Origin of the sequence: Undibacterium sp. Ji22W, from assembly GCF_049340305.1 — a bacterium.
GTDB lineage: Bacteria > Pseudomonadota > Gammaproteobacteria > Burkholderiales > Burkholderiaceae_D > Undibacterium.
The window spans coordinates 147,517-171,626 of sequence record NZ_JBMPOU010000001.1 but is presented as its reverse complement, the minus strand read 5'-3'; the positions used below and the strand labels follow the sequence as shown (position 1 = coordinate 171,626).

Annotated in this window: 18 protein-coding genes; 5 read left to right on the top strand and 13 right to left on the bottom strand. The window is 45.6% G+C overall.

Annotation, left to right across the window (positions count from 1 at the left end):
* Window positions 1–77: 77 nt before the first annotated feature.
* The 11 genes from ACO0KW_RS00690 to ACO0KW_RS00640 all read right to left on the bottom strand — a co-directional run bounded on the left by ACO0KW_RS00690 (window position 78) and on the right by ACO0KW_RS00640 (window position 14,811).
* Window positions 78–1,016, bottom strand: coding sequence for an exopolyphosphatase (locus tag ACO0KW_RS00690; protein WP_423049656.1), 939 nt, complete (start codon window positions 1,014–1,016; stop codon window positions 78–80).
* Window positions 1,017–1,282: 266 nt separating this feature from the next.
* Window positions 1,283–2,737, bottom strand: a complete 1,455-nt coding sequence (locus ACO0KW_RS00685; RefSeq protein WP_423049654.1) for a DUF4139 domain-containing protein — start codon at window positions 2,735–2,737, stop codon at window positions 1,283–1,285.
* Between the two features lie 53 nt (window positions 2,738–2,790).
* Window positions 2,791–3,345 (bottom strand): YggT family protein, encoded by a 555-nt coding sequence (locus ACO0KW_RS00680; protein WP_423049652.1) that lies wholly within the window; start codon window positions 3,343–3,345, stop codon window positions 2,791–2,793.
* Window positions 3,346–3,433: 88 nt separating this feature from the next.
* A complete protein-coding gene (locus ACO0KW_RS00675) occupies window positions 3,434–4,339 on the bottom strand; it encodes a transcriptional regulator (RefSeq protein ID WP_423049650.1) in 906 nt (301 codons plus the stop codon).
* A gap of 538 nt (window positions 4,340–4,877) precedes the next feature.
* Entirely contained in the window at window positions 4,878–6,086 is a 1,209-nt protein-coding gene (locus tag ACO0KW_RS00670; RefSeq protein WP_423051913.1) for a ribonucleotide-diphosphate reductase subunit beta, read from the bottom strand.
* A gap of 160 nt (window positions 6,087–6,246) precedes the next feature.
* Window positions 6,247–9,171: a ribonucleoside-diphosphate reductase subunit alpha gene (locus ACO0KW_RS00665; protein WP_423049648.1), complete on the bottom strand. Its 2,925-nt coding sequence runs from the start codon at window positions 9,169–9,171 to the stop codon at window positions 6,247–6,249.
* Between the two features lie 652 nt (window positions 9,172–9,823).
* Entirely contained in the window at window positions 9,824–10,381 is a 558-nt protein-coding gene (gene ampD, locus ACO0KW_RS00660) for a 1,6-anhydro-N-acetylmuramyl-L-alanine amidase AmpD (protein WP_423051911.1), read from the bottom strand.
* 40 nt (window positions 10,382–10,421) lie between these two features.
* Entirely contained in the window at window positions 10,422–11,978 is a 1,557-nt protein-coding gene (locus ACO0KW_RS00655) for a sigma-54-dependent transcriptional regulator (protein WP_423049646.1), read from the bottom strand.
* Window positions 11,975–13,714 (bottom strand): two-component system sensor histidine kinase NtrB, encoded by a 1,740-nt coding sequence (locus tag ACO0KW_RS00650; protein ID WP_423049644.1) that lies wholly within the window; start codon window positions 13,712–13,714, stop codon window positions 11,975–11,977. The genes ACO0KW_RS00655 and ACO0KW_RS00650 overlap by 4 nt, the downstream gene beginning before the upstream one ends.
* Before the next feature lie 15 nt (window positions 13,715–13,729).
* Window positions 13,730–14,005: a PP0621 family protein gene (locus ACO0KW_RS00645; RefSeq protein ID WP_423049642.1), complete on the bottom strand. Its 276-nt coding sequence runs from the start codon at window positions 14,003–14,005 to the stop codon at window positions 13,730–13,732.
* Complete coding sequence (locus ACO0KW_RS00640; RefSeq protein WP_423049640.1) at window positions 14,002–14,811, bottom strand: cytochrome C assembly family protein; 810 nt, start codon at window positions 14,809–14,811, stop codon at window positions 14,002–14,004. Before ACO0KW_RS00640 ends, ACO0KW_RS00645 begins: the two co-directional genes overlap by 4 nt.
* A gap of 324 nt (window positions 14,812–15,135) precedes the next feature.
* Between ACO0KW_RS00640 and ACO0KW_RS00635 the strand changes: the two genes are divergently transcribed.
* From ACO0KW_RS00635 to rlmF, 5 genes are all read left to right on the top strand, one after another.
* Window positions 15,136–17,298: a S46 family peptidase gene (locus tag ACO0KW_RS00635; RefSeq protein WP_423049638.1), complete on the top strand. Its 2,163-nt coding sequence runs from the start codon at window positions 15,136–15,138 to the stop codon at window positions 17,296–17,298.
* A 367-nt stretch (window positions 17,299–17,665) separates the two neighbouring features.
* The gene (locus ACO0KW_RS00630; protein ID WP_423049636.1) at window positions 17,666–18,415 is read left to right on the top strand and encodes a hypothetical protein; all 750 of its coding nucleotides are present in this window, start codon (window positions 17,666–17,668) and stop codon (window positions 18,413–18,415) included.
* Between the two features lie 346 nt (window positions 18,416–18,761).
* On the top strand, window positions 18,762–20,120 hold the full coding sequence (ffh, locus tag ACO0KW_RS00625; RefSeq protein WP_423049634.1) for a signal recognition particle protein: 1,359 nt from the start codon (window positions 18,762–18,764) through the stop codon (window positions 20,118–20,120).
* A 553-nt stretch (window positions 20,121–20,673) separates the two neighbouring features.
* Window positions 20,674–21,102, top strand: coding sequence for an SWIB/MDM2 domain-containing protein (locus tag ACO0KW_RS00620; protein ID WP_423049632.1), 429 nt, complete (start codon window positions 20,674–20,676; stop codon window positions 21,100–21,102).
* A gap of 187 nt (window positions 21,103–21,289) precedes the next feature.
* Complete coding sequence (gene rlmF / locus ACO0KW_RS00615; protein WP_423049630.1) at window positions 21,290–22,276, top strand: 23S rRNA (adenine(1618)-N(6))-methyltransferase RlmF; 987 nt, start codon at window positions 21,290–21,292, stop codon at window positions 22,274–22,276.
* Between the two features lie 115 nt (window positions 22,277–22,391).
* On the opposite strand, the gene ACO0KW_RS00610 is transcribed toward rlmF, so the two are convergent.
* Window positions 22,392–23,375 carry a hypothetical protein gene (locus ACO0KW_RS00610; protein ID WP_423049628.1) on the bottom strand — a complete coding sequence of 328 codons (984 nt, stop codon included), beginning with the start codon at window positions 23,373–23,375 and terminating at the stop codon, window positions 22,392–22,394.
* Window positions 23,376–23,380: 5 nt separating this feature from the next.
* On the bottom strand, window positions 23,381–23,920 hold the full coding sequence (locus ACO0KW_RS00605; RefSeq protein ID WP_423049626.1) for a hypothetical protein: 540 nt from the start codon (window positions 23,918–23,920) through the stop codon (window positions 23,381–23,383).
* Between the last annotated feature and the right edge of the window lie 190 nt (window positions 23,921–24,110).

Sequence of the window (24,110 nt, the reverse complement as noted above, 5' to 3'; positions counted from 1 at the left end):
TGATGTTGTACTTAGGCGCACGCAAAAAAAAAAGACTGCTCTCAATGGCAGTCTTTTTTATAGATATAAAGAAATAATTATCCGTCCGCATTGATCCGGCTAATTAACTGTGCCAAAACTTGCTCGGCTTGTCCATTATCAACCTGACAGGTCCCTGCATTTTCATGTCCACCACCGCCGTATTCCAGCATCAAAGCGCCGATATTGGTTTTAGAACTTCGGTTAAGAATTGATTTGCCCGTCGCGAAGACGGTATTTTGTTGCTTGAGTCCCCACAAAATATGAATAGAAATATTCACATCCGGGTACATCGCATAGATCACGAAACGATTTCCTGCAAAGATGATTTCTTCATTACGCAAATCCAAGACGATCAGATTGCCATGGACGGTCGAACAGCGTTGAATTTGATCTTTACATTTAACAGCATGTTCTTGATAAATTTCTACCCGTTCTTTCACATCGGGTAACTCCATAATCTCTTCAATACGATGATTACGACAGTAATCAATCAAATCCATCATCAGATTGTAATTGGAAATACGGAATTCACGGAAACGCCCCAAACCAGTACGAGCATCCATCAGAAAATTTAATAAATCCCATTTTTCCGGATTTAAAACTTCTTCGCGATTAAATTGTGCGGAGTCACCTTTATCAACTGCAGCCATCATATCGTCCCATTCGGCCGGGAACGCAGTTCGACCACCATAATGGTCGTAGACCACGCGTGCGGCTGAAGGTGCCTCGGGATGAATCACGTGATTCGTCCGCTCACCGGGATTTCGCAGAGTTTCGGATAGGTGATGATCAAAAGCCAAATGCACGCCAGGCACAAAAGGCAAATTAGTGGTGATATCGCGATTGTTCACGTCAACCTTACCGTCTTGCATATCCTTAGGATGGACGAACTTAATATCATCAATCAAGTTCAGATGCTTAAGCAAGACAGCGCAAACTAAGCCATCAAAATCACTGCGCGTAATCAAACGGAACTTTAGAGAATCTGCAGACATGTGCCACCTCTTGGTAAAAAGGAAGTTCTAGTCTACCCCAAAGCATGCCTATTTTCGAGAAATATTGCGTAGAAACCGACAAGCTAGACGATTAATTTTGGGGTTTTCTATGAAGATCAAACAGAAACGTGCGAGCGGCAAATTATTTTGCAAATAAGCTCCATGAAAGTCATGGAGCTTATTTATGGCTTGCGCCTCACTATCATAGCAAGAGAACAAAATAGCTACACAAAGTAGCGCTAGAATTCAGCTAGCGATTATTTATTTTAATAACGCACTTGGGCACGATAGACCAAAGAGCTACTTCCCTCCGCGGGTACGGTAATTTTCCATACTGCGGCTTTACTACTGGCTTTAACGTGTGGATGGCTGCTGCTCAGAATCTGCCAATCACCCGGCATAGGTTCTTGCACTGTCACCGTCACAGCCTCTTTCTTGGCGTTTTTCAAAGTAATTTCGTACGCACTTTCCAAAATGTAGTTGTACTTTGAAGTCCCGGCGATCTTTTTGAAATCGGTTTGCTTTTTGTCAGCAGTCACGTCGAACGCATCACCCAATTTCAGGCGCACTTTTTCATTCTTCGGTGTGTGGTCGACATTGTCTTCACCGATAAACTGCGCATTGCCGTTACTGTCTTTTTTGTAGACGCGGATCACGCCTTTCGGTAAAGGCATACCAAGTTGGGCGCTTTCCTTATTGTCAAATTCAATAAAGACGCCGACTTTCATTTTCTGCCCTAAGTCTCCATAGGCACCTTGGTAATAATAGTCACTGCCGCGTAACAGAAACTCCTTACGCACAGGAACACCAGAAGCTGACAGTAACGCTACCTGCTTGGTTTGATTCTCTGCAATCGTGGTGGGACGGTTCAAGGTATAGAGGTGATATTCAAATAGGGATTCTTCTTGCATATCCGCCGCTTTTGCAACCGGAGCTGCAGCCATTGCCAATACTCTGCTACCTGTGACCGTAACTCTCTCTCTCACTTGATTCACATCACCAGCCACCAATTGCAGCTTGGCATTTCTGTAGCTAGCACCGCTGGTATTGGTTAGCGTCACCCACCCAGACATATCTAACTTCTCTTCAGTCGCATTCAACTCCACGACGTAATCTGCCTTCCACGCCAAGCCGCCGGTGAGGTAACTCAATTCCACGTCTTGCGCGGCGCTGCTGGTGTTATTTAAAGACATCACTAAAGTAGGACGGTCACGCAAATTGGCAGGTACATCGTTATAGACGATACGCCCTGGCAGGCCAGTCTCGATGCGATTGCCCATCTTTAAAACCACACCGTCATTCGCCGCCAACACTTCCGCGACTTCACTACTTTCTGCACCGGTTGTTGGATGTGTACGCACGACGTTAACCGTTTTCCCTACATATTTTTCTAGTAATTTTTGCGGTGTGAGTAAATCGAAATCGAAGTTTTGTTCTATCACATTCAAACTACCCGGCGCAGACACGCTTCTCAGTAAAGCTGTTTCCGGACGCATCCTGGCACTCACATCTCTAAACGCTAAACTGACAGCGCCACGCTTGAGATTGATCTTACGCACATCTTTTACTAAGGCCAGATTTTCGTTATAGATCGTCACAGCGACTTCTCGCTGATCATTTAAGGTGCTACGTTGCTCCTGCTCTTGTGCAGAGACATTTGCAGTGATGCCGATAGAACTTGCCAGCAACACGGAGATACAACTTAGGGGATAGCGCATCATTATTCCTTCCATCAAGATCAAACAAAACACACTATGTGTAGTTCGAGTAATTTCTAGGCTAGATAAAAATATAAAGCCGGAAGCGCAGACATTAACATGCGGCTTACTATCTGCAAAATAATTAATGCAATCAAAGGAGAAAAATCAATCCCGCCCAATGCTGGCAAGATACGGCGGATAGGTGCGAGCAATGGTTGATTCAGAGCGCGTATCACAGGCGCCAAGGGCGCATAAGGATTGACGAAACTAAGAATTGCTTCAAGGACTATCAAAGCCATCAGGCCATAAAGTATCCATTGCAGCATACGCAAAAGTGCAGCAAACACCAACAGACCGGGATGGAATTGTCCGGTGAACAGCGATTCTAATAAGATGGATGCGAGAGCCACCAAAAAAGCGCCGATCAGGCTAGCCCAATCCAGTCCACCAAACCCAGGCACTATGCGCCGGATCGGCTTCACCAACCAATCCGTCAGTTGAAATATTGCCTGCCCTAAAGAACTTGGCGGGCGTAATCTTAAAGCTTGCATCCAAAATCGCAACAATAAAAAACCGGCGAATATACCTGCGACGATGTCCACCACAAAACTAAACATTTCGTAAAACATGGATGCTTCCTCAAAAAAAAAACCCACTGGGTGATTAACACACAGTGGGTATTGTGCCTGAATAAAACCAGGCGTCCAAGTAAGAAAATTACGCTGGACGAGTACCAGTTGGGAAAGGCCAAGCTGCCGTTGGGCTGACAACTGTCTTTGCTTCTGCTGGTGCTGCCGCTACTGCGGCTGGCTTAGCAGCTGCTGGTTTAGCTGCTTTCTTTGCTGCTGGTTTAGCTGCGGCCTTTTTTGCGGCTGGCTTAGCCGCCGCTTTTTTTGGTGCTGGCTTCGCTGCTGCTGGTTTAGCCGCTGGTTTAGCTGCTGCTTTTTTTGCTGCAGGTTTAGCTGCTGGCTTAGCTGCTGCTTTTTTTGTTGCAGGTTTAGCCGCTGGCTTAGCTGCTGCTTTTTTTGCTGCAGGTTTAGCTGCTGGCTTAGCTGCTGCTTTTTTTGCTGCAGGTTTAGCTGCTGGCTTAGCTGCTGCTTTTTTTGCTGCTGGCTTAGCTGCTGGCTTAGCTGCTGCTTTTTTTGCTGCAGGTTTAGCTGCTGGCTTAGCTGCTGCTTTTTTCGCTGCTGGCTTAGCTGCTGGCTTAGCTGCTGGTTTAGCTGCTGCTTTTTTCGCTGCTGGCTTTGCCGCTGGTTTAGCTGCTGCTTTTTTCGCTGCTGGCTTTGCCGCTGGTTTAGCTGCTGCTTTTTTCGCTGCTGGCTTTGCCGCTGGTTTAGCTGCTGCTTTTTTCGCTGCTGGTTTAGCTGCTGGCTTAGCTGCTGCTTTTTTCGCTGCTGGTTTAGCCGCTGGCTTAGCTGCTGCTTTTGCCGCTGGCTTAGCTGCTGCTTTTGCCGCTGGCTTAGCTGCTGCTTTTGCTGCTGGCTTAGCTGCTGGCTTAGCTGCTGCTTTTGCTGCTGGTTTAGCCGCTACTTTTTTCGCCGCAGGTTTAGCTGCCGCTTTCTTTGCCGCCGGTTTTGCCGCAGGCTTAGCTGCTGCTTTCTTGGCTTCTGGTGCTGTTGCCATTTTGTTTCTCCTTCACGTTAGTCGGAAAAAAATCAGATTAAAGTTAAAATCCGCTCGCTTTCTGGTAAGCGGATTATTCATCGGCACAAACACGACTTCTGGTTGCGCTAATGAATTCGGCACCGACCTCTTATTACGCATTTGGCGCATAAGAAGGTCATCTGGCTTTGTCGTTTGCCCTTATTTTTATTCTTAACTACAGGCAGACCTTAACGATTTATGACAACAGCCAAAACACTGCATGTCTTAGTTAGTGATACTTCATCGACCTCTAACGACAACAAGCAACGTCGGAATTCTCTTAAAAACGGTACTTCAACACTTGTTTAGAAAAGCAAATTTCCAAACACAAAAGCGCAACACCCAGCCTCGCTGGGGTCGCGCTATTAACACAAATACTCTCGAATGAGTCTAAACAGTTCATTCAGTTTTGCGAAGCCTTTCTTGTTCAATCACTTTAATTCGCATTCGAGCTACTTAAACTTAGCTACTTGGTCGCTTTGCGAATTTTGTCTTGAACATCTTCGACACCAAAAATTTACTCCCAATTGAGTGCACCACCTGTTTGATATTCGATGACACGGGTCTCAAAGAAGTTACGCTCTTTTTTCAGATCGATCATTTCGCTCATCCACGGGAAAGGATTTTCTTCTTGTGGGAACAAAACATCGAGACCGATTTGTTGCGCGCGACGATTTGCGATGAATCGTAAATAGCCTTTAAACATTGGCGCATTCAAGCCGAGTACTCCTCGCGGCATTGTATCCTCTGCGTAACGATATTCCAACTCTACCGCACGTAAAAACAACGATTTAATTTCGTCGCGAAATGCAGCGGTCCACAAATGTGGGTTTTCCATTTTAATTGTGTTGATCAAATCGATTCCGAAATTGCAGTGCATCGATTCATCACGCAAGATGTACTGGTATTGTTCCGCAGCACCCATCATTTTATTCTGACGACCGAGCGCAAGAATTTGTGTGAAGCCGACGTAGAAGAAAAGACCTTCCATCAAACACGCAAAAACGATCAGTGAGCGCAATAGCGTTTGATCCGCTTCGGTAGTACCCGTCTTGAATTCCGGGTTAGTCAGGACGTCAATAAAGGGAATCAGGAACTGATCTTTATCGCGAATAGATTCGACTTCGTTATACGCATTAAAAATTTCCGCTTCATCCAAACCAAGTGACTCAACGATGTACTGGTATGCATGCGTGTGGATCGCTTCTTCAAACGCTTGACGCAATAAATATTGACGGCATTCAGGTGCAGTGATGTGACGATAGGTGCCGAGCACAATGTTATTTGCAGCCAAAGAATCTGCCGTTACAAAAAATCCGAGATTACGTTTTACCAAACGACGCTCATCTTCCGTTAAGCCATTTGGATTTTTCCACAGCTCGATATCGCGCTGCATATTGATTTCTTGCGGCATCCAGTGATTCGCGCAACCTGCCAGATATTTGTCCCAAGCCCATTTATATTTAAATGGTACGAGTTGATTTACATCGGTCTGGCCATTGATGATACGTTTGTCCGCTGCATTCACGCGACGACCAATATCTTCAGCACTGACCACGCTTGGCTTGGTCACCAGCGCAGGGTTCAATGCGACGTCTTGCGTTTGCAAACGCGTTTGGTACTGGTCAAATGCCGATTGCGCGGCTGGCGTGATTGGCGTTGCTGGCTGTACGGCCGGACGTGGCGCTGGTGCCGCTGTAGCGGCGTCGTCATCCCATGAAAGCATGTGATATTCCTTACTATTTTGATGGATGAGCTGACGCTGTAGCGCCACCTCATTTGTTAAACTCACTTAATAAGCTCTGCGAAGTTTTACTTAACTTTGCAAAACGATGGATTTAAATCACCACAACAAATTGCCGCGGTGACCTTTCGCTTTTAGGAATTTATTGGCAAGCTTCACATTCTTCGAAACCTTGGTCACCTGGACGTAGGTAACATGCCGCGCCGTCTGCCTCGATGGATGATGCTGTCGCCACTTCTGCGCTGGCAGAATAACCACTATTCCCACCATCGACCGCCACCGCATTCAATGCGCCTGTTTTACTTGTCGATTTCTCGGTATGCGTTGCACCGATAGTACGCAGGTAGTAAGTCGTTTTCAAACCACGCAACCAAGCCAGTTTGTATGTCTCATCCAATTTCTTACCGGATGCGCCAGCCATATAAATGTTCAAAGACTGTGCCTGATCGATCCATTTTTGACGACGGGAAGCTGCCTCCACCAACCAAGTCGGGCTGATTTCAAATGCCGTGGCATACAGTTCGCGCAAATCTTCTGGTATGCGATCTATCTTCGCCAAGCTGCCATCGAAGTATTTCAGGTCAGAGATCATCACATCATCCCACAGGCCACGTTCTTTCAAATCGCGCACCAAGTGCTCATTGATTTCGGTGAATTCGCCCGACAGATTCGATTTCACATACAAGTTCTGATAAGTTGGTTCGATACAAGCGGCAACACCAATAATATTGGAGATAGTCGCAGTCGGTGCGATCGCTACGCAATTGGAATTACGCATACCGTACTGTTTGATACGATTGCGAACGATAGTCCAGTCCATGGTTTCAGAGCTGTCGACTTCAAGGTAACCGCCGCGCTCGTCGGCCAATAACTTCACAGAATCTTGCGGCAGGATACCGCGATCCCATAAAGAACCTGTGTAAGAACTATAACGACCACGTTCCTGCGCCAATTCGGTTGAGGCCAGATAAGCGTAGTAGCACACCGCTTCCATCGAGGTATCGGCGAACTGCACCGCATCCATCGAAGCGTAAGGAATGCGCATCATGTGCAAGCAATCTTGGAAACCCATAATGCCTAAACCAACAGGACGGTGACGCAAGTTAGAGTCACGTGCTTTTTTCACTGCATAGTAATTGATGTCGATAACGTTATCGAGCATACGCATAGCCGTTGTAATCGTGCGCTTGAGTTTTTCATGATCCAGCTTGCCATCTTTCATGTGGGCTGGCATGTTCACGGAACCCAAATTACATACGGCGATTTCACTATCATTCGTGTTCAACGTAATTTCGGTACACAAGTTAGAGCTATGCACGACACCGACATGTTGTTGTGGTGAACGAATATTGCAAGGGTCCTTAAATGTGATCCAAGGATGACCTGTTTCAAATAGCATAGACAACATCTTGCGCCACAAATCTAAGGCGGCGATCTTTTTGGATAGTTTGATTTCACCATTTGCTGCTTTTGCTTCGTAAGCTGTGTACGCCTCTTCAAAAGATTTGCCGAATTTATCATGCAGATCAGGCACATCCGATGGTGAGAACAGAGTCCAGTCGCCCTTCTCCATCACGCGCTTCATGAACAAATCTGGAATCCAATTAGACGTATTCATATCGTGCGTACGACGACGATCATCGCCCGTGTTCTTACGCAACTCCAAGAATTCTTCTACGTCCATGTGCCAAGTTTCGAGGTAAGCACACACAGCGCCTTTCCGCTTACCACCTTGATTCACCGCAACCGCTGTGTCATTGACCACCTTCAAGAATGGCACAACACCTTGAGATTTACCATTTGTACCTTTGATATGCGCACCCAAAGAGCGTACTGGCGTCCAGTCATTACCTAAGCCGCCTGCATATTTCGCCAACAAAGCGTTTTCTTTAATCGCTTCATAAATACCATCAAGATCATCCGCCACTGTCGTCAAGTAGCAAGAGGATAACTGGGAACGTTGCGTACCACTATTAAATAGAGTGGGCGTTGAGCTCATGAAATCGAAGCTGGATAACAAATTGTAGAATTCAATCGCGCGCGCTTCGCGGTCGATTTCATTCAACGCCAAGCCCATCGCCACACGCATGTAAAAAGCCTGAGGCATTTCGATACGGATATCGCGAATGTGTAAGAAATAGCGATCATACAAAGTTTGCAAACCGATGTAACCAAATTGCAAATCGCGGTCAGCCACCAAGGCATTTGACATTTTCTTCAAATCGAATTGCGCCAATTTGGCATCGAGCAAACCAGCTTCGATACCTTTTTTGATAAATTTCGGGAAGTATTCGACGTATTCATCGGCAGCATCTTTTTGTGCAACTTCCTTGTTAAATACTTCTTTACGGACTGTATGCAGTAACAGACGCGCAGTCACCTGGCTATAAGCAGGTTCTTTTTCCATCATGGCACGGGCGGCCAAAATAGCTGACTTGTGCAATTCTTCGACTGGCACACCGTCATACAAATTCTTTAGGGTTTCGATGAGGATTGCTTCTGCATCTACCAATTTCTCCAGACCAACGCAGGCTGCAGAAATCAGCGCGCGTACTTGAGCGACTTCCAACACCTGTGGTCTACCATCAACAATCACATGAATTTGCGGAACTTCAGCATCTGGCTTACCAGCAGCTTGCGCTTCTAATTGGGCACGACGTTCGTCCATGCGCTTAGCGCGATACAAGACATAAGCACGTGCAACATCATGCTCGCCGGAACGCATCAGTGCCAATTCAACTTGATCCTGAATATCTTCGATATGAAAAGTACCGCCATTTGGCTGGCGACGCATTAAAGCAGTCACCACGTTATGCGTGAGACGCTCAACTAATTCACGAATTCTTGCAGACGCTGCACCCTGACCACCATTGACTGCCAAAAATGCTTTTGTAACGGCAATCGAAATCTTCGACGGCTCAAATCCAACCACAGCGCCATTGCGGCGAATAATGCGATAGTCGCTAAAACTCGCCGTTGGAGTTCCGTGGGTTTGTGCAGATAAGCTAGCTTGTGCTGCAGCAGGATCATATGCTTGGATTGATGATATTTCTAATGAAGAGTGCATTTCGCCTCCAGGTTCAGGGTCTTATTAAATTAAGGTGAATATTGCGTTCGTACTGCGAGTTTTACCAAAATGCTGTACTGCAAGAGTTTGAAAGATCATCAAACTCGACTTCAACTTCTGTGAATTTGTGCTCTCTATGTCGCCGCCAAAAATGTCGTCATACTTTGACTTTGGTGCATGACCGAAAGCGAGCATTTGCGAGATTTTTTAGCACATTGAGAAGAGGAACACGTGAAAAAAATAATTTTGGGAAACATTCCAAAAAACACTAGATCTAGTGTGTTTATTTTTATTTGCACTAATTCTAGTGTCTCAACTCAAAGAGCGCAACCGCTTTTTTCAACTGGAGACCGATATATTTCGATCAAAAGCGGTGCGAGCATTTGACATTGGTCAAGCCACAAAACAACGGGGATTACAACGTAAGTGACCACTAACATCAAGTGCTGAAAACTTGTGCAAGCAGAGAAAATGAATTGATGAAATTGCGTTCAACAGCATCAAAAATTTAATTTGATCGTGATAAAAATAAACCACAGATGACTACTATCTATAGCATCTTTTGTACGTTTATTTGTATTCAGGACATATGTTGCAAGAATTTTCAGCAGCAGACAAAATCGCTCGATGAATTCATGACGATCAATAAAATCTAATCGGTGGCGTCCATGACCATCCAACCTGGCAGACTTTGTTGAAAACGTTGCCAATCGAAATACGGCCCTGGATCGGTCTTGCGTCCAGGCGCAATATCCTCGTGTCCAACGATGTGTTGTACCGGAAAGTGTCGCAGGAGACAAACACTCAAACGCGTCAGACTCAGATATTGTGCATCTGTAAAAGCACAGGTGTCACACCCTTCCAATTCAATCCCGATAGAAAAATCATTACAAGCTTGGCGTCCTTGGAATTGCGAGAGACCTGCGTGCCAAGCGCGCGCTGACCCAGCAACAAACTGGAAAAGTTGGCCGTCACGTCGGATAAGAAAATGGCTAGAAACTTGCACCCCACGCAAACTCGCAAAACTAGGATGCGCATCGCAATCAAGCCGGTTCTGAAATAAATCCAGAATATAGTCACCACCAAATTCAGCCAAAGGCAAACTGATGTTATGAATCACTAATAAGTCGACCGCCATACCAGCGGGACGGGCACCGAAATTCGGCGAAACCACGACCTGTGCCTTTGTACACCAAGCATGTGCGTCCATTTCCCAATCGTCGGTAGCGGCGGCGGGCAAGCTAAATGGCTCAATCCGTTTCAACATCATTAATCTTCAATTTTTGTATCGAGTAACGCAATTGACGAAAACTGACGCCGAGTAATTCTGCCGCTTGGGTACGGTTATTACGGGTTTTGGCCAAGGCACTACGAATTACCTCACGCTCAATTCTTTCCAAGTAGTCAGGTAATATACAAGGCAAATCGGGTGCTGCAAACACCATTTCCGAACCAACTGACTGATCCGACAGAAATGAAGCGGTATCCAACGAGCCATCGACGATTAAGGGCACGAATACCTTATCGGGACCACTTTTCGGCTCGCCGATTGACTCACTTATTGATCTAGTGAAGTGATCATGCCGTGACGCAGATCCTTCCAGCGCAGTCGGTGCGCGCAGGCTTGACCCAGAACGTAAGCCTAAGTCAATTACATCAATACAGCCGTCGTTGGCAAAAGCAGCGGCGCGTTCCAAGATGTTTTCCAATTCACGGACATTGCCGGGAAAGTCATAGGCTTGCAGTGCGGCCAAAGCAGCTTGGTTTAGACTAATAGGATAGCCAGGTGTCGCTAATTTTAAGAGTATACAAGTTGCCAATTCGTGAACATCACTTAGTCGCTGACGCAAAGGCGGCAACAATAACTCAATCACATTCAAACGATAATAAAGATCTTGACGGAATTTTCCGGCACTCACACAAGCTTCTAAATTTTGATGCGTCGCACTAAGAATTCGCACATCGACTGCTTCTTCAACCGTCGCACCAACCTTGCGTACGCGTCGTTCCTGAATTGCTCGCAACAACTTCACTTGCATCGCCAACGGCAAATCAGCGACTTCATCTAACATGAGAGTACCGCCATTGGCCGCTTGAAAAAAACCATCTCTATCGTCATTGGCGCCAGTAAAAGCGCCTTTGCGATAACCAAAAAATTCCGCCTCCATCAATGCTTCGGGAATAGCACCGCAGTTCACGGCAATAAAAGGCTTATCAACTCGTGCACTATTTCTATGGATTTCACGCGCAGCCAATTCTTTGCCGCTACCCGATTCGCCCGTAATGATCACTGGTGCCATGCTGCGCGCCAGCCTGCTTATTTGTGACCTGACATGTTGGATTTCAGTTGATTGCCCAATTAAGAAGGACGGACTAGAAGGCTTGGCCGAGACGATCGCAACCTGCTCCAAAGGTTTGACATTCTGCATTTGCAATGCCGACCGCACCAACTTGCGTAGTTGATCTAACGCAACGGGCTTAGAGACGTAGTCAAACGCCCCCGCCTTTAACGCGACCACAGCATTATCTGCACTTCCAAACGCAGTAATGACAGCAATTGGTGTCGCTTTAAAATTAGCACTGACTTCCTCCACCATCTCTAAGCCAGAGCCGTCAGGTAGACGCATATCGGTCAGCACCAAGGAATAAGTGTGCTTGGACAAAAAACGACGCGCGACTTCCAAGGATTCGGCGGTGTCGACTTCCAAGCCCATTTTAATGAGGGTGATTTCCAATAGCTCGCGAAGATGGGCTTCGTCATCAATCACCAGAATACGCGCAGAATGGCTCAATTCATTTGGACTCATGATTTTTCATTCGAAGAAAAATTAATAACGAAGCGGCCACCCGGATCCATACCATATGTCGACGTCTCATCATTCCTGTACTCATAGTCAAGCACCGCATGGTTATTCAAGCATAATTCACGCGCCATGTACAAACCTAAACCAGTGCCCTTGCTCGACGTTGTATAAAACGGTTCAAACAAATGCGCACGAACCAGAGCGGAAATTCCCGGACCATCATCCTGAATATGCAATTCACGTCGGGTTCCGGAAGATATTTTGATATTCAATCGTATGCAGCCTGGTTTACCACTGGCATAACGCACTGCATTCGAAAGTAAATTGGTAATCACTTCATGCAAATGCCCAGGATCAAACACCACATAAAAACGGGCACTATCACTCAAATGAATCAATTGCTCTGAAATTCCGCGCGTCTCAACAAATTCCTGCACAATATTTCTAAGTTCATCCATCAACAAGATAGGCTGCAGATTCATCTGCGCCTTACGCGACAACTTCAAAATATCTTCAATTAATTGATTCAGCCGAGTCACATTATCTTCAACAATTTTGAGCAAGCGTCGCGCCTGAACTTCATTGTGCACATCTTCCCCTAACAAAGAAGTGGCATACGAAATCGAAGACAATGGGTTACGAACTTCATGTGCAATGCTGGCGGTCAGACGCCCCATTGATGCCAACTTGAGTTGCTGCGCCTGATTTTCCAACTCAGACACGTTTTGCATAAATATAATGGTACAGGGCGTTAAATGTAAATCTACGTGATCAAAATCGCTTTCATCGATTCTGACAAAACGCAATTTCAAATGCGTCGCCGCTTCATGTGGCGCCTCTGTGGCAGAATAACTAGCATTGAGATTGTGCTCCTCCACGTAATGCCTGATCACTGCAAAAGACGCCCCCTCGTTACGTAACCAGCTCGTGGTATCTGGCTGTTGCCTTTGAGTCCACTCGTCCAAAGCTTTTGCGATAGGCTCAAGACTAGGGATTTGGTTCAAACGTAATTTTTGTTGTGTGGGACGTGTCAGTTTAGCGTTTCCCAGCATGCGCTCCGCCGCGGGATTCGATTCAAACAAATAACCTTCTTGGTCAATTACCAAGATGCCGTCATTCATATCGGCGATCACTGTTCTGTTAATCGCTTGTTGCAGAGCCAATTCAAAACCACGTTGATTGGCTAACTCTTCTTGTCCGATCAGATTTTTTGCTAAGCGGTTGAGAACATAGACCACTGCAAAATAGGCCGCACCGTATAAGCCCGCCTGCGAAATAATGTTGCTGTCTTCATTTTGCAAGACCTGATAAGCGTTAACCATCAACAAAAACAAGGAGACAGCTGACACAAAAAATAGTGCCAACAACATCGGACCCAAAATACCCAAGCCGGCTAGCGGGAACAGATAAAGAATGATTAAGCCACTTTTACTACCGCCAGCACCCACATACAACAATGAAATAACGACAATATCGAGCGTAATCTGCGTCACCAGTTGCAACAAAAATCGCTGCTGCCAACGTACTTTGATCGCAATAAATGTCACTGCGATTAATAAATAGCTCGCCGCTAATGCACGTAAAAATGCGGGCTCAACTAGCCAATAATCATTAAATGACTTAAAACTGAGAGAGAGTAGTAAGGCAAGTGCAACAATGACACGCGAAAAATTAAGCGTCTGCAATGAACGCCATAAAGTCGCACTTATTTCCGTATGCCGAACATCATGGGTGATCATTGCGTGCCATTTTGCTTAATGTGACTTAGTCGCAGCTTCGGCATGCTCTGCACAACAAAATTGTTGAGAGTCACGCAAAACTGCCTCCGATGAAGGAAAATAAACTTGGCAATAAGCACAATTTAACATCGCTTCAACACGTTTAGAGCCGGACGATTGTGGGAAAGTATTGTCGCCCCAAGCGGTTTCTTCGGTTTGTGCTTGATTAGACGGGGGTTGATTCGCGCGAAAACTTTTACGGACAGCGAAGTAAACTAATACCGCCAAGCCTAACCACATCAACAATCTCATAACACACTCCTGTGCAACAACACTTCCATCACAAAGCGGCTACCGACATAGGCCAGCAAGAGGCTCAAAAAACCAAACAAAGTGATCCGTAGTACAGCTTTTCCACGCCAGCCACGCCATTGACGACCAGCTAGCAAGACGGCAAACAACAACCAGGACAACAAAGACAATACCGTTTTGTGATCCCACTTAAACGCGATGCCAAGAAATTGCTCAGAAAAAATAACACCTGATAAGACCGTCAGGCTTAAGAAAATAAAACCTAAGGTGACTAATAAGAACAAGATATGTTCCATCTTTAAAAGTGCTGGCAGACGATCTAAGGCTTTCTCTAACCAAGACTGTACAGGCTTGCCGCGCATTCGATGCAATTGTCTATCTTGCACGTACATGACGAGTGCATGAAATGCGGCAATTGTCAGCGTACTATAGGCAAGTAAGGCGATTCCTACGTGCCATGGAAACATCGCTGGTTTATCCGTTAAGTGAACCAAGCTTCCTGGAAAAGCAAGTGGCAACAGTGCGGTAACCGCAGCTTGTGGCAAAATCAAAATTCGTAATCCATCTAAGGAAAAATTCCGGTTCTCAACCAAATAGACTAATACCGACACCCAGATGGCCGCGGACCACATGACCGCAAAACCTATGCGCAGCGCATCAATGGCATAAACACTCAAAGCCAGTGCTAGGCCATGCGCAGTCCAGCCAAGCGCCGTCAGCACCAGCCCCAGCATGCGTCGACTATCAGGTATAAATGGACAGATCACATATAAAAGCGCTGCCACCAAAGATAAATAAATTAGCATGGTGCAAGTTTACACTATGTTCGAACTATTTTTTTCTCTTTGTTTGGGAATTGAGCGAGTACCTGAAGGCGATCTGCTCCAGCGCAAGACATTCCGGAACCTGAACACGAAACACTTAAAAGTCCTCTGCGGAAACTTTATAAGTCCTAATTACAACAAGCCTAAATATATGTACAAAAAGCTTGAGCAATTCGCTTGACTAAGAATGGTCGCTTCTAGATACTCGCATGCACTCCAGAATGGGAAATAGGATAATTGATCGCCTGAAAATTATCCCCAATGGCTGGACTAATAAAAATCAATCGTCTTTTTGCAGGAATTAAAATGAAAAAATCACTTTTCGCTTTAGCCGCACTCACACTCACCGGCGGTTTCGCACAAGCCGACGAAGGTATGTGGATGCCACAACAGTTACCACAAGTAGCTAAACAACTCAAAGCCGCAGGTCTAAAATTAGACCCGAAATCATTGACGCAGTTGACAGAATTTCCAATGGGCGCCATCGTCAGTCTGGGCGGTTGCTCAGCCTCTTTTGTCTCGTCTATGGGCCTTGTCGCGACCAATCACCACTGCGTGTATGACAGCGTGGCGCGCAACTCCACACCAGAACGCAATCTGTTAGCGAATGGATTCCTGGCAAAAACTTTGGCAGAAGAATTGCCCGCTGGCCCTGGTTCTCGCATTTTCGTCACGACCGAAGTGACGAATGTCAGCGATAAAGTAATCAGTGCTGATGTCGCCAAGTTAACTGGAAAAGCACGGGGCGATGCGATCGAAAAAAATCAAAAAGCCATGATCGCCGCTTGCGAAAAAGAAGCTGGTTTCCGTTGCAGCATTCCTTCTTTCTACGGTGGGTTGGAATTCTATTTGATCAAACAAATGGAAATCAAAGACGTCCGTTTAGTACATGCTCCTGCTGAAGGTGTCGGCAAATTCGGCGGCGACACGGATAACTGGATGTGGCCACGCCATACAGGTGACTACGGTTTCTACCGCGCCTACGTGAGCAAGGACGGCAAGCCAGCAGAATTTAGCAAAGACAATGTCCCTTACGTGCCTAAGCATGTATTGAAATTGGCCAAAGATGGTTTGAAAGAAGGCGACTTCGTGATGGTCCTCGGCTACCCAGGTCGTACAAATCGTCATCGCTTGCCATCTGAGATTTCATATACCTTTGACTTTGAGTACCCTAATTTCGTCAAAGGCTCTGCAGAAACATTGGCAATTATCGCCAACGAAACCAAAGACAATAAAGACGCAAACTTAAAATACGCGAGCATGGTTGCTGGTATCAATAACTATTACAAAAACCGTCAAGGTATGTTGGATAGCTATGCGGGCAGCGACATTTTGGAGCGCAAATCCAAAGAACATGCCGACTTGAAGACATGGGTCAACTCCAATCCTAAGACGAAAGCGGAATACGCCGCAGATATCGACAAGATTGAAGCCATCTACGCAAAACGTGATGCTACAGCGAAAAAAGAATCTTTTTTAGCCTCGTCTTATCCACGTTTCCTGAGCACCGCACGCACTTTGTATCGCCTTGCGAACGAAAAAGCCAAGCCTGATGCAGAGCGTCGTGCTGGCTTCCAAAATCGTGATTTGTCACGTTTCAAATCAAGTATCGTCGCGATAGAACGCAGCTACGACGAAAAAGTTGATAAAGCCTTGGTCTTAAATAGTTTAGTGAAATACGCTGCGGCACCTGCGACAGAACGCAATGCCAACTTCGATAATGCCATGGGCATTAAAGACGGTATGACAAAGGACCAGTTGAAAGCCTTATTAGATCAAATGTATGCAGGCAGCCAATTTGGTGATCAGGCGTTTCGCGCTACTTGGCTAGAAAAATCCGTCGATGACTTCAAAGCTAGTAATGATAGTTTTATCAAAGCAGCAGTTGGCATGTATGAAGAAGGCATGAAACGCGAAGTTGCTGATCAAGAATCTGCAGGAGATATGCAAAAAGCTTATGCCAGCTACATGAAAGCAAAAATTGCCTACATGAAGAGCAAAGGCCAGGCAGTTTATCCTGATGCAAACAGTACTTTGCGCGTAACTTTCGGTAAAGTCGCCAGCCGTCCATTCGGTGCAGACGGTACAACTTGGACCGCGTTCACTACAGTGAAAGGCGTCGTTGCGAAAGCAACTGGCACAGGTGAATTTAATGCGCCAGCCAATCAATTGGCGGCAATTAAAGCCAAAGACTTTGGTAAGTATGTAGACCCAATCTTGAAAACCGTACCGGTCAATTACTTAGCAACTTTGGATATCACTGGCGGCAATTCTGGTTCAGCTGCGTTGAATGCTAAAGGCGAATTTATCGGTCTGGCATTTGATGGCACCTTAGATTCCATCATCGCTGACTGGGATTACAACAAAGCTTCCAGCCGTTCTATCCAAGTCGATTTGCGTTACATGCTGTGGCAAATGAAACATGTCGACAAGGCGGATAATCTGTTGAAAGAAATGGGCGCGGAGTAAGCGACAGGTCTAATCTGATTGCTGCCTTCACCGTCAGCAGGCTAGACTAGATTAACTAGATTACGGGGTGGGTTGAGAAATCAGCCCACCCCGTTTTCCTTCAGTTAGATCGAAACGTCTGAATCTTCTCATCAGAATTTCTCTTGCGAAAAAAACGCCCTCAACATCGACAAAGCAAGAGTGAATCTTCCCTCTTTATATAGAAGTATTTTTACGACATTTTCTAAATTCTCTCCGAATATTTATTACAATTTAGATCCAATCCAACACAGATACACCGATCGCAATGTCAAATACGAACTCGATGCCAACAACACCCCAAAAGTCTCGTACTCATAAAATACTCGACGCCTTTCCTAAGCGCCCGATGAGCATAATACATTCGCGCTTAACCAATACTTGGCTTAGTTTGGCGATCTTGGTTGTCTCTGCCATATTTCTCTTCTTTTTGCCAATAATCGAAGCTCCTGACCTTATTGACGACTATCGCATTTCAAAGAAACCTGTGAAAGATACGCAGGCCCAAGTAGAAGGTAGTTGTCGTGTGATGCGGCATATTTTGATTAGCTGCAACGCCAGCATTAGCTATCAACCGGATCCGACCGAGCCACAGAAAGTGCAGGTACGTCGAGAATTTTCTTATCTAGGATTTCAAGCCGCCGATTCGATAGCTGCAGTGCGTTCAGAAAAAGACATGCGATTGATTACAACCGATTTGGAAATAAAGCATCTAAAAAATCGAATAACAGTCCTTGTCGTCTGGTGCCTATTATTCTTTTTTATTTGTTTTTACACTGCGCTGTCTATTCTCGAAGATCTACGATTTAGAAAAATGTTGCGTTCAAAAGTACTATTGAAACCTGTCATCGCCGAAGTGACTGAAATTTCAGAAACAAACAGCGTACGTTTTAGCACTTCAATCAAAGGCAAAAAGCGTATTTGGAACAATGCATTCAGAGAAAATGAAGCGCCGTTATTCATATCGACAGAAGCAAATTTAGCACTCGCTGTTACTCTGCTCAACGCTCCTTTTATATTGCTATTGGATGAAGATTTCAGCTGCCTCGACTTTACGGAAGAAGAGGAGGACCGCTTGCGTCAGGCAATCAACGCCTAACCCCGCAGATTCGCTTGCCTCTGAAGCATCGGCAGCTCGAAAACCGTTCAAACGGGCTCTTCAGTAAATAGAAGATGCGATTCCCCATGCCTGAAATGCAGGTCCTTCGCCCCCATTTCAGGTAAAATATGAAGCTTATGTCCATCTCATTGCGTATTCATCGCGCATTAATTACCTATAAATTACGTACAAATATCGTAATCAGTTGTGTGATTGGTTGTGTGATTTTTGCAGGGTGAATCAACTATTGATGTCGTTTTACTTGATATTAATAGATTGAAATAATCAAAATTTCAGGCAATGCCCCTGCAGATGGCCGCGTTAAGATTTTATATAGAGGTTTACTATGCTCGACAATCTAACCCAGCGCCTCGCCAAAGTCGTCAAGACCATGCGCGGCGAAGCGCGTTTAACTGAATCGAATACCGCGGAGATGCTGCGCGAAGTCCGTATGGCTTTATTAGAGGCCGACGTTGCTTTACCAGCCGTGCGTGAATTGATCGCCCGTGTCAAAGAAAAAGCAATGGGTGAAGATGTCATCGGCTCCCTGACCCCAGGTCAAGCTTTGGTTGGCGTAGTACAGAAAGAATTAGCGTCACTGATCGGTGCCGACTTAGGTGACAACGCTTCCGAATTGAACTTCGCCACACAACCTCCTGCGATCATTTTGATGGCGGGTCTGCAAGGGGCGGGTAAGACCACTACCGTAGGTAAGCTAGCTTTATATCTGCGGGAAAAGAAAAAGAAAAAAGTGTTAACAGTCTCCGCCGACGTATACCGTCCAGCGGCGATTGGACAATTAGAAACCGTCACCGCACAAGCAGGTGCTGATTTTTTTCCAAGTACAATCAATGATAAGCCTGTCGACATCGCCTTAGCCGCGCTCGATTGGGCGAAGAAGCATCATCATGAAGTATTGATTATCGATACCGCGGGTCGCCTCGGTATTGATGAAGCGATGATGCAAGAAATCGCCGCCGTGCATGCGGCAGTCAAACCTATTGAAACTCTCTTCGTAGTCGACGCGATGCTTGGGCAAGATGCCGTCAACACTGCTAAAGCCTTTAACGATGCCCTACCATTAACTGGTGTGGTACTTACCAAGCTTGACGGTGACTCACGCGGCGGTGCAGCTTTATCGGTACGCCATGTCACAGGCAAACCCATTAAGTTTGCAGGTGTTTCTGAAAAACTTGACGGGCTCGAAGCCTTCGATGCGACCCGCATGGCAAATCGCATTCTCGGCATGGGTGATATTCTCGCCTTAGTCGAATCAGCACAAAAAGGCATGGATGTCGAAGCAGCGAAAGGCCTTGCAGAAAAAATCAAGGTCGGCGGCAAGTTCGATATGAATGACTTCAAAATGCAGTTAAGTCAAATGAAGAATATGGGAAGCTTATCGAGTTTGATGGATAAATTACCCGCGCAATTCCAGCAGGCTGCCAGCGGTGCGAACATGGATAACGCTGAAAAACAAATGCGTCGCATGGAAGGCATTATCAATTCCATGACCCCATTAGAACGCGCGAAGCCTGACTTGATCAAAGCCTCACGCAAACGTCGCATTGCTACCGGTGCGGGCGTGCAAATCCAAGAAGTCAATCGTATGCTGGCACAATTTGATCAGATGCAAAGTATGATGAAAAAACTCAAAGGCGGCGGCATGATGAAAATGATGCGCGGCCTCAAGGGCATGATGCGATAGGCGTCAACGAAATCCAATTATTGGGTGCAGCGGCGTTGCGCCTCCTCGCAATACCTCAGTATTGCTGCGAGAAACGACTCGCACTGCATCCCTATAATTGAATTTCCGCAGGCAAATCGATTTGCGTTTTTTTGAATGAAACAAAGCCGTTTCGCTACGTTTTCAAAAATCGTAGGTTGGTGCTGAACGAAGTGATCCCCAACATTGCTTGACTAATTTAGGTACTTCAATCCCTACAATCGGCGCCAAAACGCTACTTCCTTCCCACTTAAAACACCCTCCTGTTTTCTCTCTACATCTACATGTCTCCATGTTGAGAATTCTTGTTTTTACGTTTTTTAAAAATCATTTTCATCGAGCACAATCCCATCATTTCAGCCACTCTGCAGAGGAAAAACGACATTTTCCCCTCTGAAAACCACGTCTGTCATGATTTCTCACACATTTTTCGCAAAAAGCAAAAAAAAACACTTGCATCACTCTGTAATCGGCACCACTATAAGCACTGCGTGAAATGGCGCATTTTCCAAGACAATTGTGAAGGAGCCTCAATATGGCAACAGCACCAAAAAAAGCAGCAGCAAAACCAGCAGCTAAGCCTGCCGCAAAAGCAGCAGCGAAACCTGCAGCAGCAAAAAAACCAGTCGTAAAAGCAGCAGCTAAACCTGCAGCGAAGGCAGCGGCAAAACCAGCAGCTAAGCCTGCGAAAGTAGCGAAGCCTGCAGCAGCACGTAAGCCAAATGCAGCTTTCATGAAGCCGATGACTTTGTCTCCAGTATTGGCAGCCGTAATCGGCGCAGCACCAATGCCTCGTACTGAAGTAACAAAGAAAATCTGGGAATACATCAAAAAGCACAAGCTGCAAGATGAAGCAAACAAACGCAATATCAATGCGGATGACAAATTGAAAGCCGTTTTCGGTGGCAAGAAACAAGTCTCCATGTTTGAAATGACAAAACTCATTTCTGGTCATCTGTCCTAATCGGATCTGATTTCCATATTGCTTTGGGCAATGCTTGGGTCGTAAATTTTACTACCCAAATCCCAAACAAAAACGCCCGCAACGCGCGGGCGTTTTTGTTTGTTAAATATCAAAATCATTCAAGATTGACTGATTCATTTACACACTTTACTACTTAATTACCGCCTCACATCTTGCAAATCCACTTATGTCTAGCCCTCGCTACAAATCACAAAAAACACCTAAGCAAACAAGATTCCATCCACGCAATCGGCATCAAGGGCAATACGACTTCGCGGCACTAATCGATGCGGACAGGAATGCTGGTAATGTGGCACTCGGTCATTTTGTCAGCGCCAATCCTTACGGTGATCTGAGCATAGACTTCGCTGACGCCAAAGCGGTGAAAGCTCTTAACCGGGCTTTACTCAAGCATCATTACGGCATCAGCGCTTGGGATATTCCCGATGATTATTTGTGTCCACCCGTACCTGGGCGCGCGGATTATATTCATGGCTTAGCAGACTTATTAATTGCGGCGAATAGAGGCAAACCGCCAAAGAAAAATAGTGTCCATGTGTTAGACATAGGAACTGGAGCAAATGGAATTTATCCGCTCATAGGCAGTCACGAATACGCTTGGAATTTTGTCGCGGCAGACATTAATCCTGATGCGCTAGCGAATCTCCAAAACATCTTGCAAGCGAACCCACAATTGGACAAAAAGATAGAACTACGACTGCAGAAAAATCGCAATCATATTTTTCACAATATCCTGCAACAGGACGAATGGTTTGATCTCACTATGTGCAATCCACCATTTCACACTTCAGCCACCGAAGCGCAAAGTGGCACCGATAGAAAATGGCAGAATCTGGGGAAACCGGCGTTGTCAGTTGATGCCAAGCTCAATTTTGGTGGTCAGGCAGCAGAGTTATGGTGCGATGGAGGTGAACTCGCTTTCATTCAAAAAATGATTCAAGAAAGTCAGACATTTTCTACTCGCTGCTTTTGGTTCACTACATTGGTGTCTAAAGCCGCCAATTTACCAGCCATTAATGCGGCTTTGAAGCAAGCGCAAGTCCTACAAAGCAAAACGATCTATATGCAGCATGGGCAAAAACAAAGCCGTTTTATTGCATGGACTTTTCTTAATCCAGTACAACAAACGGCTTGGGCGAAAATGCGCTGGTGAAGCACCATCACATTTTTTTTTAAATCGTCTCTGACAAATTAGTCTAAAAATAGACGACTGAATTTCAACTCAGCATTTTTGGAGTAATTAAGCTCTTTTTGAATCAACCAACACATCATGGTCGCATAAACGCATCGACATCACCGCGTTCTATCGCCGCAACCAGGCGTTGATGCATGGCTAGCAAACTCTGATACATTTTTTCTGCAGCCTCAGGATATTTCGCAAACGTTCTCGCCATGGTCACGTTTCGGATGTAAGTAAAGCGATCCGGGTAGCAGCCTCCCCCTGCCAAACAAGCATCAACAACATAAGTGTCATATTGATCACATATATTACCAAACGAGCAGGACAGTAAATCGAGTGCAAAATAGTAAAATTGCTCTTCAGCATCGAGGCGCACCTTTCCGTCGAACCACATACCCGTCTCATGCGTCCCTCTATCTTGATAGAATGCAGCCTCTGATCGGGCAATTGAATAAAGCGCGTGTCCCATAATTAAAGGTGGCTTCATGGCAAGCAATTGTTGAAGTGCGGCTCTTACTTCCACTCGATTTTTATTCGCGATAGCTTTGTCGATTCGCTCTGACAACTGTGCCAAAGCATCATTATTTTTCAACGCTTCCTTATGCAGATCGACTGTAGCAAGAACATTCGCTTCGCTATCTAATAAACCTTGACAACGCTGATACCAAAATTGCGCTACCTGACTCCGTTTGGCGAAATCAGCTTGACTCTCCTTGGGTAGGTAACGCAGTTCGCGATAGCGATTTATTCCGATAACATCGCATTCAGCGAGAATTTGTCCAGCAAAAGTGTAACCACCTAAATCAGGTCTAAGCTTTGCATTCGCGACGAATGAACGCGCATTTCTCGATGTCGAATAATCTTGCCCCATTTTCGCTAGCGAAGACAAGGTGGACGCAGGTTGTAAGGTAGTTGTAGCGTCAACAGCCGCCTTATTAACTTCAGAAGACGCTACTTGATTTACCATTACTTGAGGCGATGGCTGAAGGTCATCGTCTTTGCCCCCAAAAAAGATAAACAAAGACCCAATGCAAAGTGCCAATCCTGCTAAAGTGGTCTTAATTTTTGTCATAATTTTTAAGCGCAAGGCGTGGATCTAGGTTTGGCCTGTCCATTACCAGGATTTGATCGTAAGACATCTAAAACTTCAAAACTTGGAAGGAAAGCAGACTCTTTAATTCCCCAATAATCAATTCCGCCGTCGGCATAAATAACCATTAAGGCAGTTTTTCCCTCAACTGTCGTCCATCCCTGTCCCACATCAAATTTAGCCATAATAAGCTTAGCAACTTTTCGTCTTTCAGTCTCTGGGGCTTGTGATGTAACTTTTTTTAGCGTGTCATTATTTAAACAGCGCGCATCATTACTGCCTTCTTTTGCAAAAACACCTCCAGAGTTAGGATCAAATTCAACAGGAAACGGCGTATAACAATTGCCTCCTACCGTCCCTCGATCGGTGTGAGGAAAAGTGCGCGATTTTATCGCCCCTTGACATCCGCCTCCACCACCGCCCCTGCCACCACTGGAACCGTCTTCAACGATTCGCGCACCCGTAATTACGATCCTCTGTTGTGCCTGTGCAGCTGGAATCAAAGCCAGACCGACTAGCAACACCAAGAAAATTTTTCCGACGTATTGCTTTATTTTCTTAAAGTTAAGAATAGAGAGAGGGAGAGAGGGAGAGAGGGAGAGAGAGAGAGAGAGAGAGAGAGAGAGAGAGAGAGAGACATAAATTCCTTTTCTTCATTTAAATATAAAAAACACATCCTACCATGAAGTTAAATATTATATTCATAAAATCATGTTT

What these genes read in the sequence shown, in the direction of transcription:
- ACO0KW_RS00690 (WP_423049656.1), bottom strand. Translation starts at nt 1,016, where the DNA reads ATGTCTGCAGATTCTCTAAAGTTCCGTTTGATTACGCGCAGTGATTTT.
- ACO0KW_RS00685 (WP_423049654.1), bottom strand. Translation starts at nt 2,737, where the DNA reads ATGATGCGCTATCCCCTAAGTTGTATCTCCGTGTTGCTGGCAAGTTCT.
- ACO0KW_RS00680 (WP_423049652.1), bottom strand. Translation starts at nt 3,345, where the DNA reads ATGTTTTACGAAATGTTTAGTTTTGTGGTGGACATCGTCGCAGGTATA.
- ACO0KW_RS00675 (WP_423049650.1), bottom strand. Translation starts at nt 4,339, where the DNA reads ATGGCAACAGCACCAGAAGCCAAGAAAGCAGCAGCTAAGCCTGCGGCA.
- ACO0KW_RS00670 (WP_423051913.1), bottom strand. Translation starts at nt 6,086, where the DNA reads ATGCTTTCATGGGATGACGACGCCGCTACAGCGGCACCAGCGCCACGT.
- ACO0KW_RS00665 (WP_423049648.1), bottom strand. Translation starts at nt 9,171, where the DNA reads ATGCACTCTTCATTAGAAATATCATCAATCCAAGCATATGATCCTGCT.
- ampD (WP_423051911.1), bottom strand. Translation starts at nt 10,381, where the DNA reads ATGGACGCACATGCTTGGTGTACAAAGGCACAGGTCGTGGTTTCGCCG.
- ACO0KW_RS00655 (WP_423049646.1), bottom strand. Translation starts at nt 11,978, where the DNA reads ATGAGTCCAAATGAATTGAGCCATTCTGCGCGTATTCTGGTGATTGAT.
- ACO0KW_RS00650 (WP_423049644.1), bottom strand. Translation starts at nt 13,714, where the DNA reads ATGATCACCCATGATGTTCGGCATACGGAAATAAGTGCGACTTTATGG.
- ACO0KW_RS00645 (WP_423049642.1), bottom strand. Translation starts at nt 14,005, where the DNA reads ATGAGATTGTTGATGTGGTTAGGCTTGGCGGTATTAGTTTACTTCGCT.
- ACO0KW_RS00640 (WP_423049640.1), bottom strand. Translation starts at nt 14,811, where the DNA reads ATGCTAATTTATTTATCTTTGGTGGCAGCGCTTTTATATGTGATCTGT.
- ACO0KW_RS00635 (WP_423049638.1), top strand. Translation starts at nt 15,136, where the DNA reads ATGAAAAAATCACTTTTCGCTTTAGCCGCACTCACACTCACCGGCGGT.
- ACO0KW_RS00630 (WP_423049636.1), top strand. Translation starts at nt 17,666, where the DNA reads ATGAGCATAATACATTCGCGCTTAACCAATACTTGGCTTAGTTTGGCG.
- ffh (WP_423049634.1), top strand. Translation starts at nt 18,762, where the DNA reads ATGCTCGACAATCTAACCCAGCGCCTCGCCAAAGTCGTCAAGACCATG.
- ACO0KW_RS00620 (WP_423049632.1), top strand. Translation starts at nt 20,674, where the DNA reads ATGGCAACAGCACCAAAAAAAGCAGCAGCAAAACCAGCAGCTAAGCCT.
- rlmF (WP_423049630.1), top strand. Translation starts at nt 21,290, where the DNA reads ATGTCTAGCCCTCGCTACAAATCACAAAAAACACCTAAGCAAACAAGA.
- ACO0KW_RS00610 (WP_423049628.1), bottom strand. Translation starts at nt 23,375, where the DNA reads ATGACAAAAATTAAGACCACTTTAGCAGGATTGGCACTTTGCATTGGG.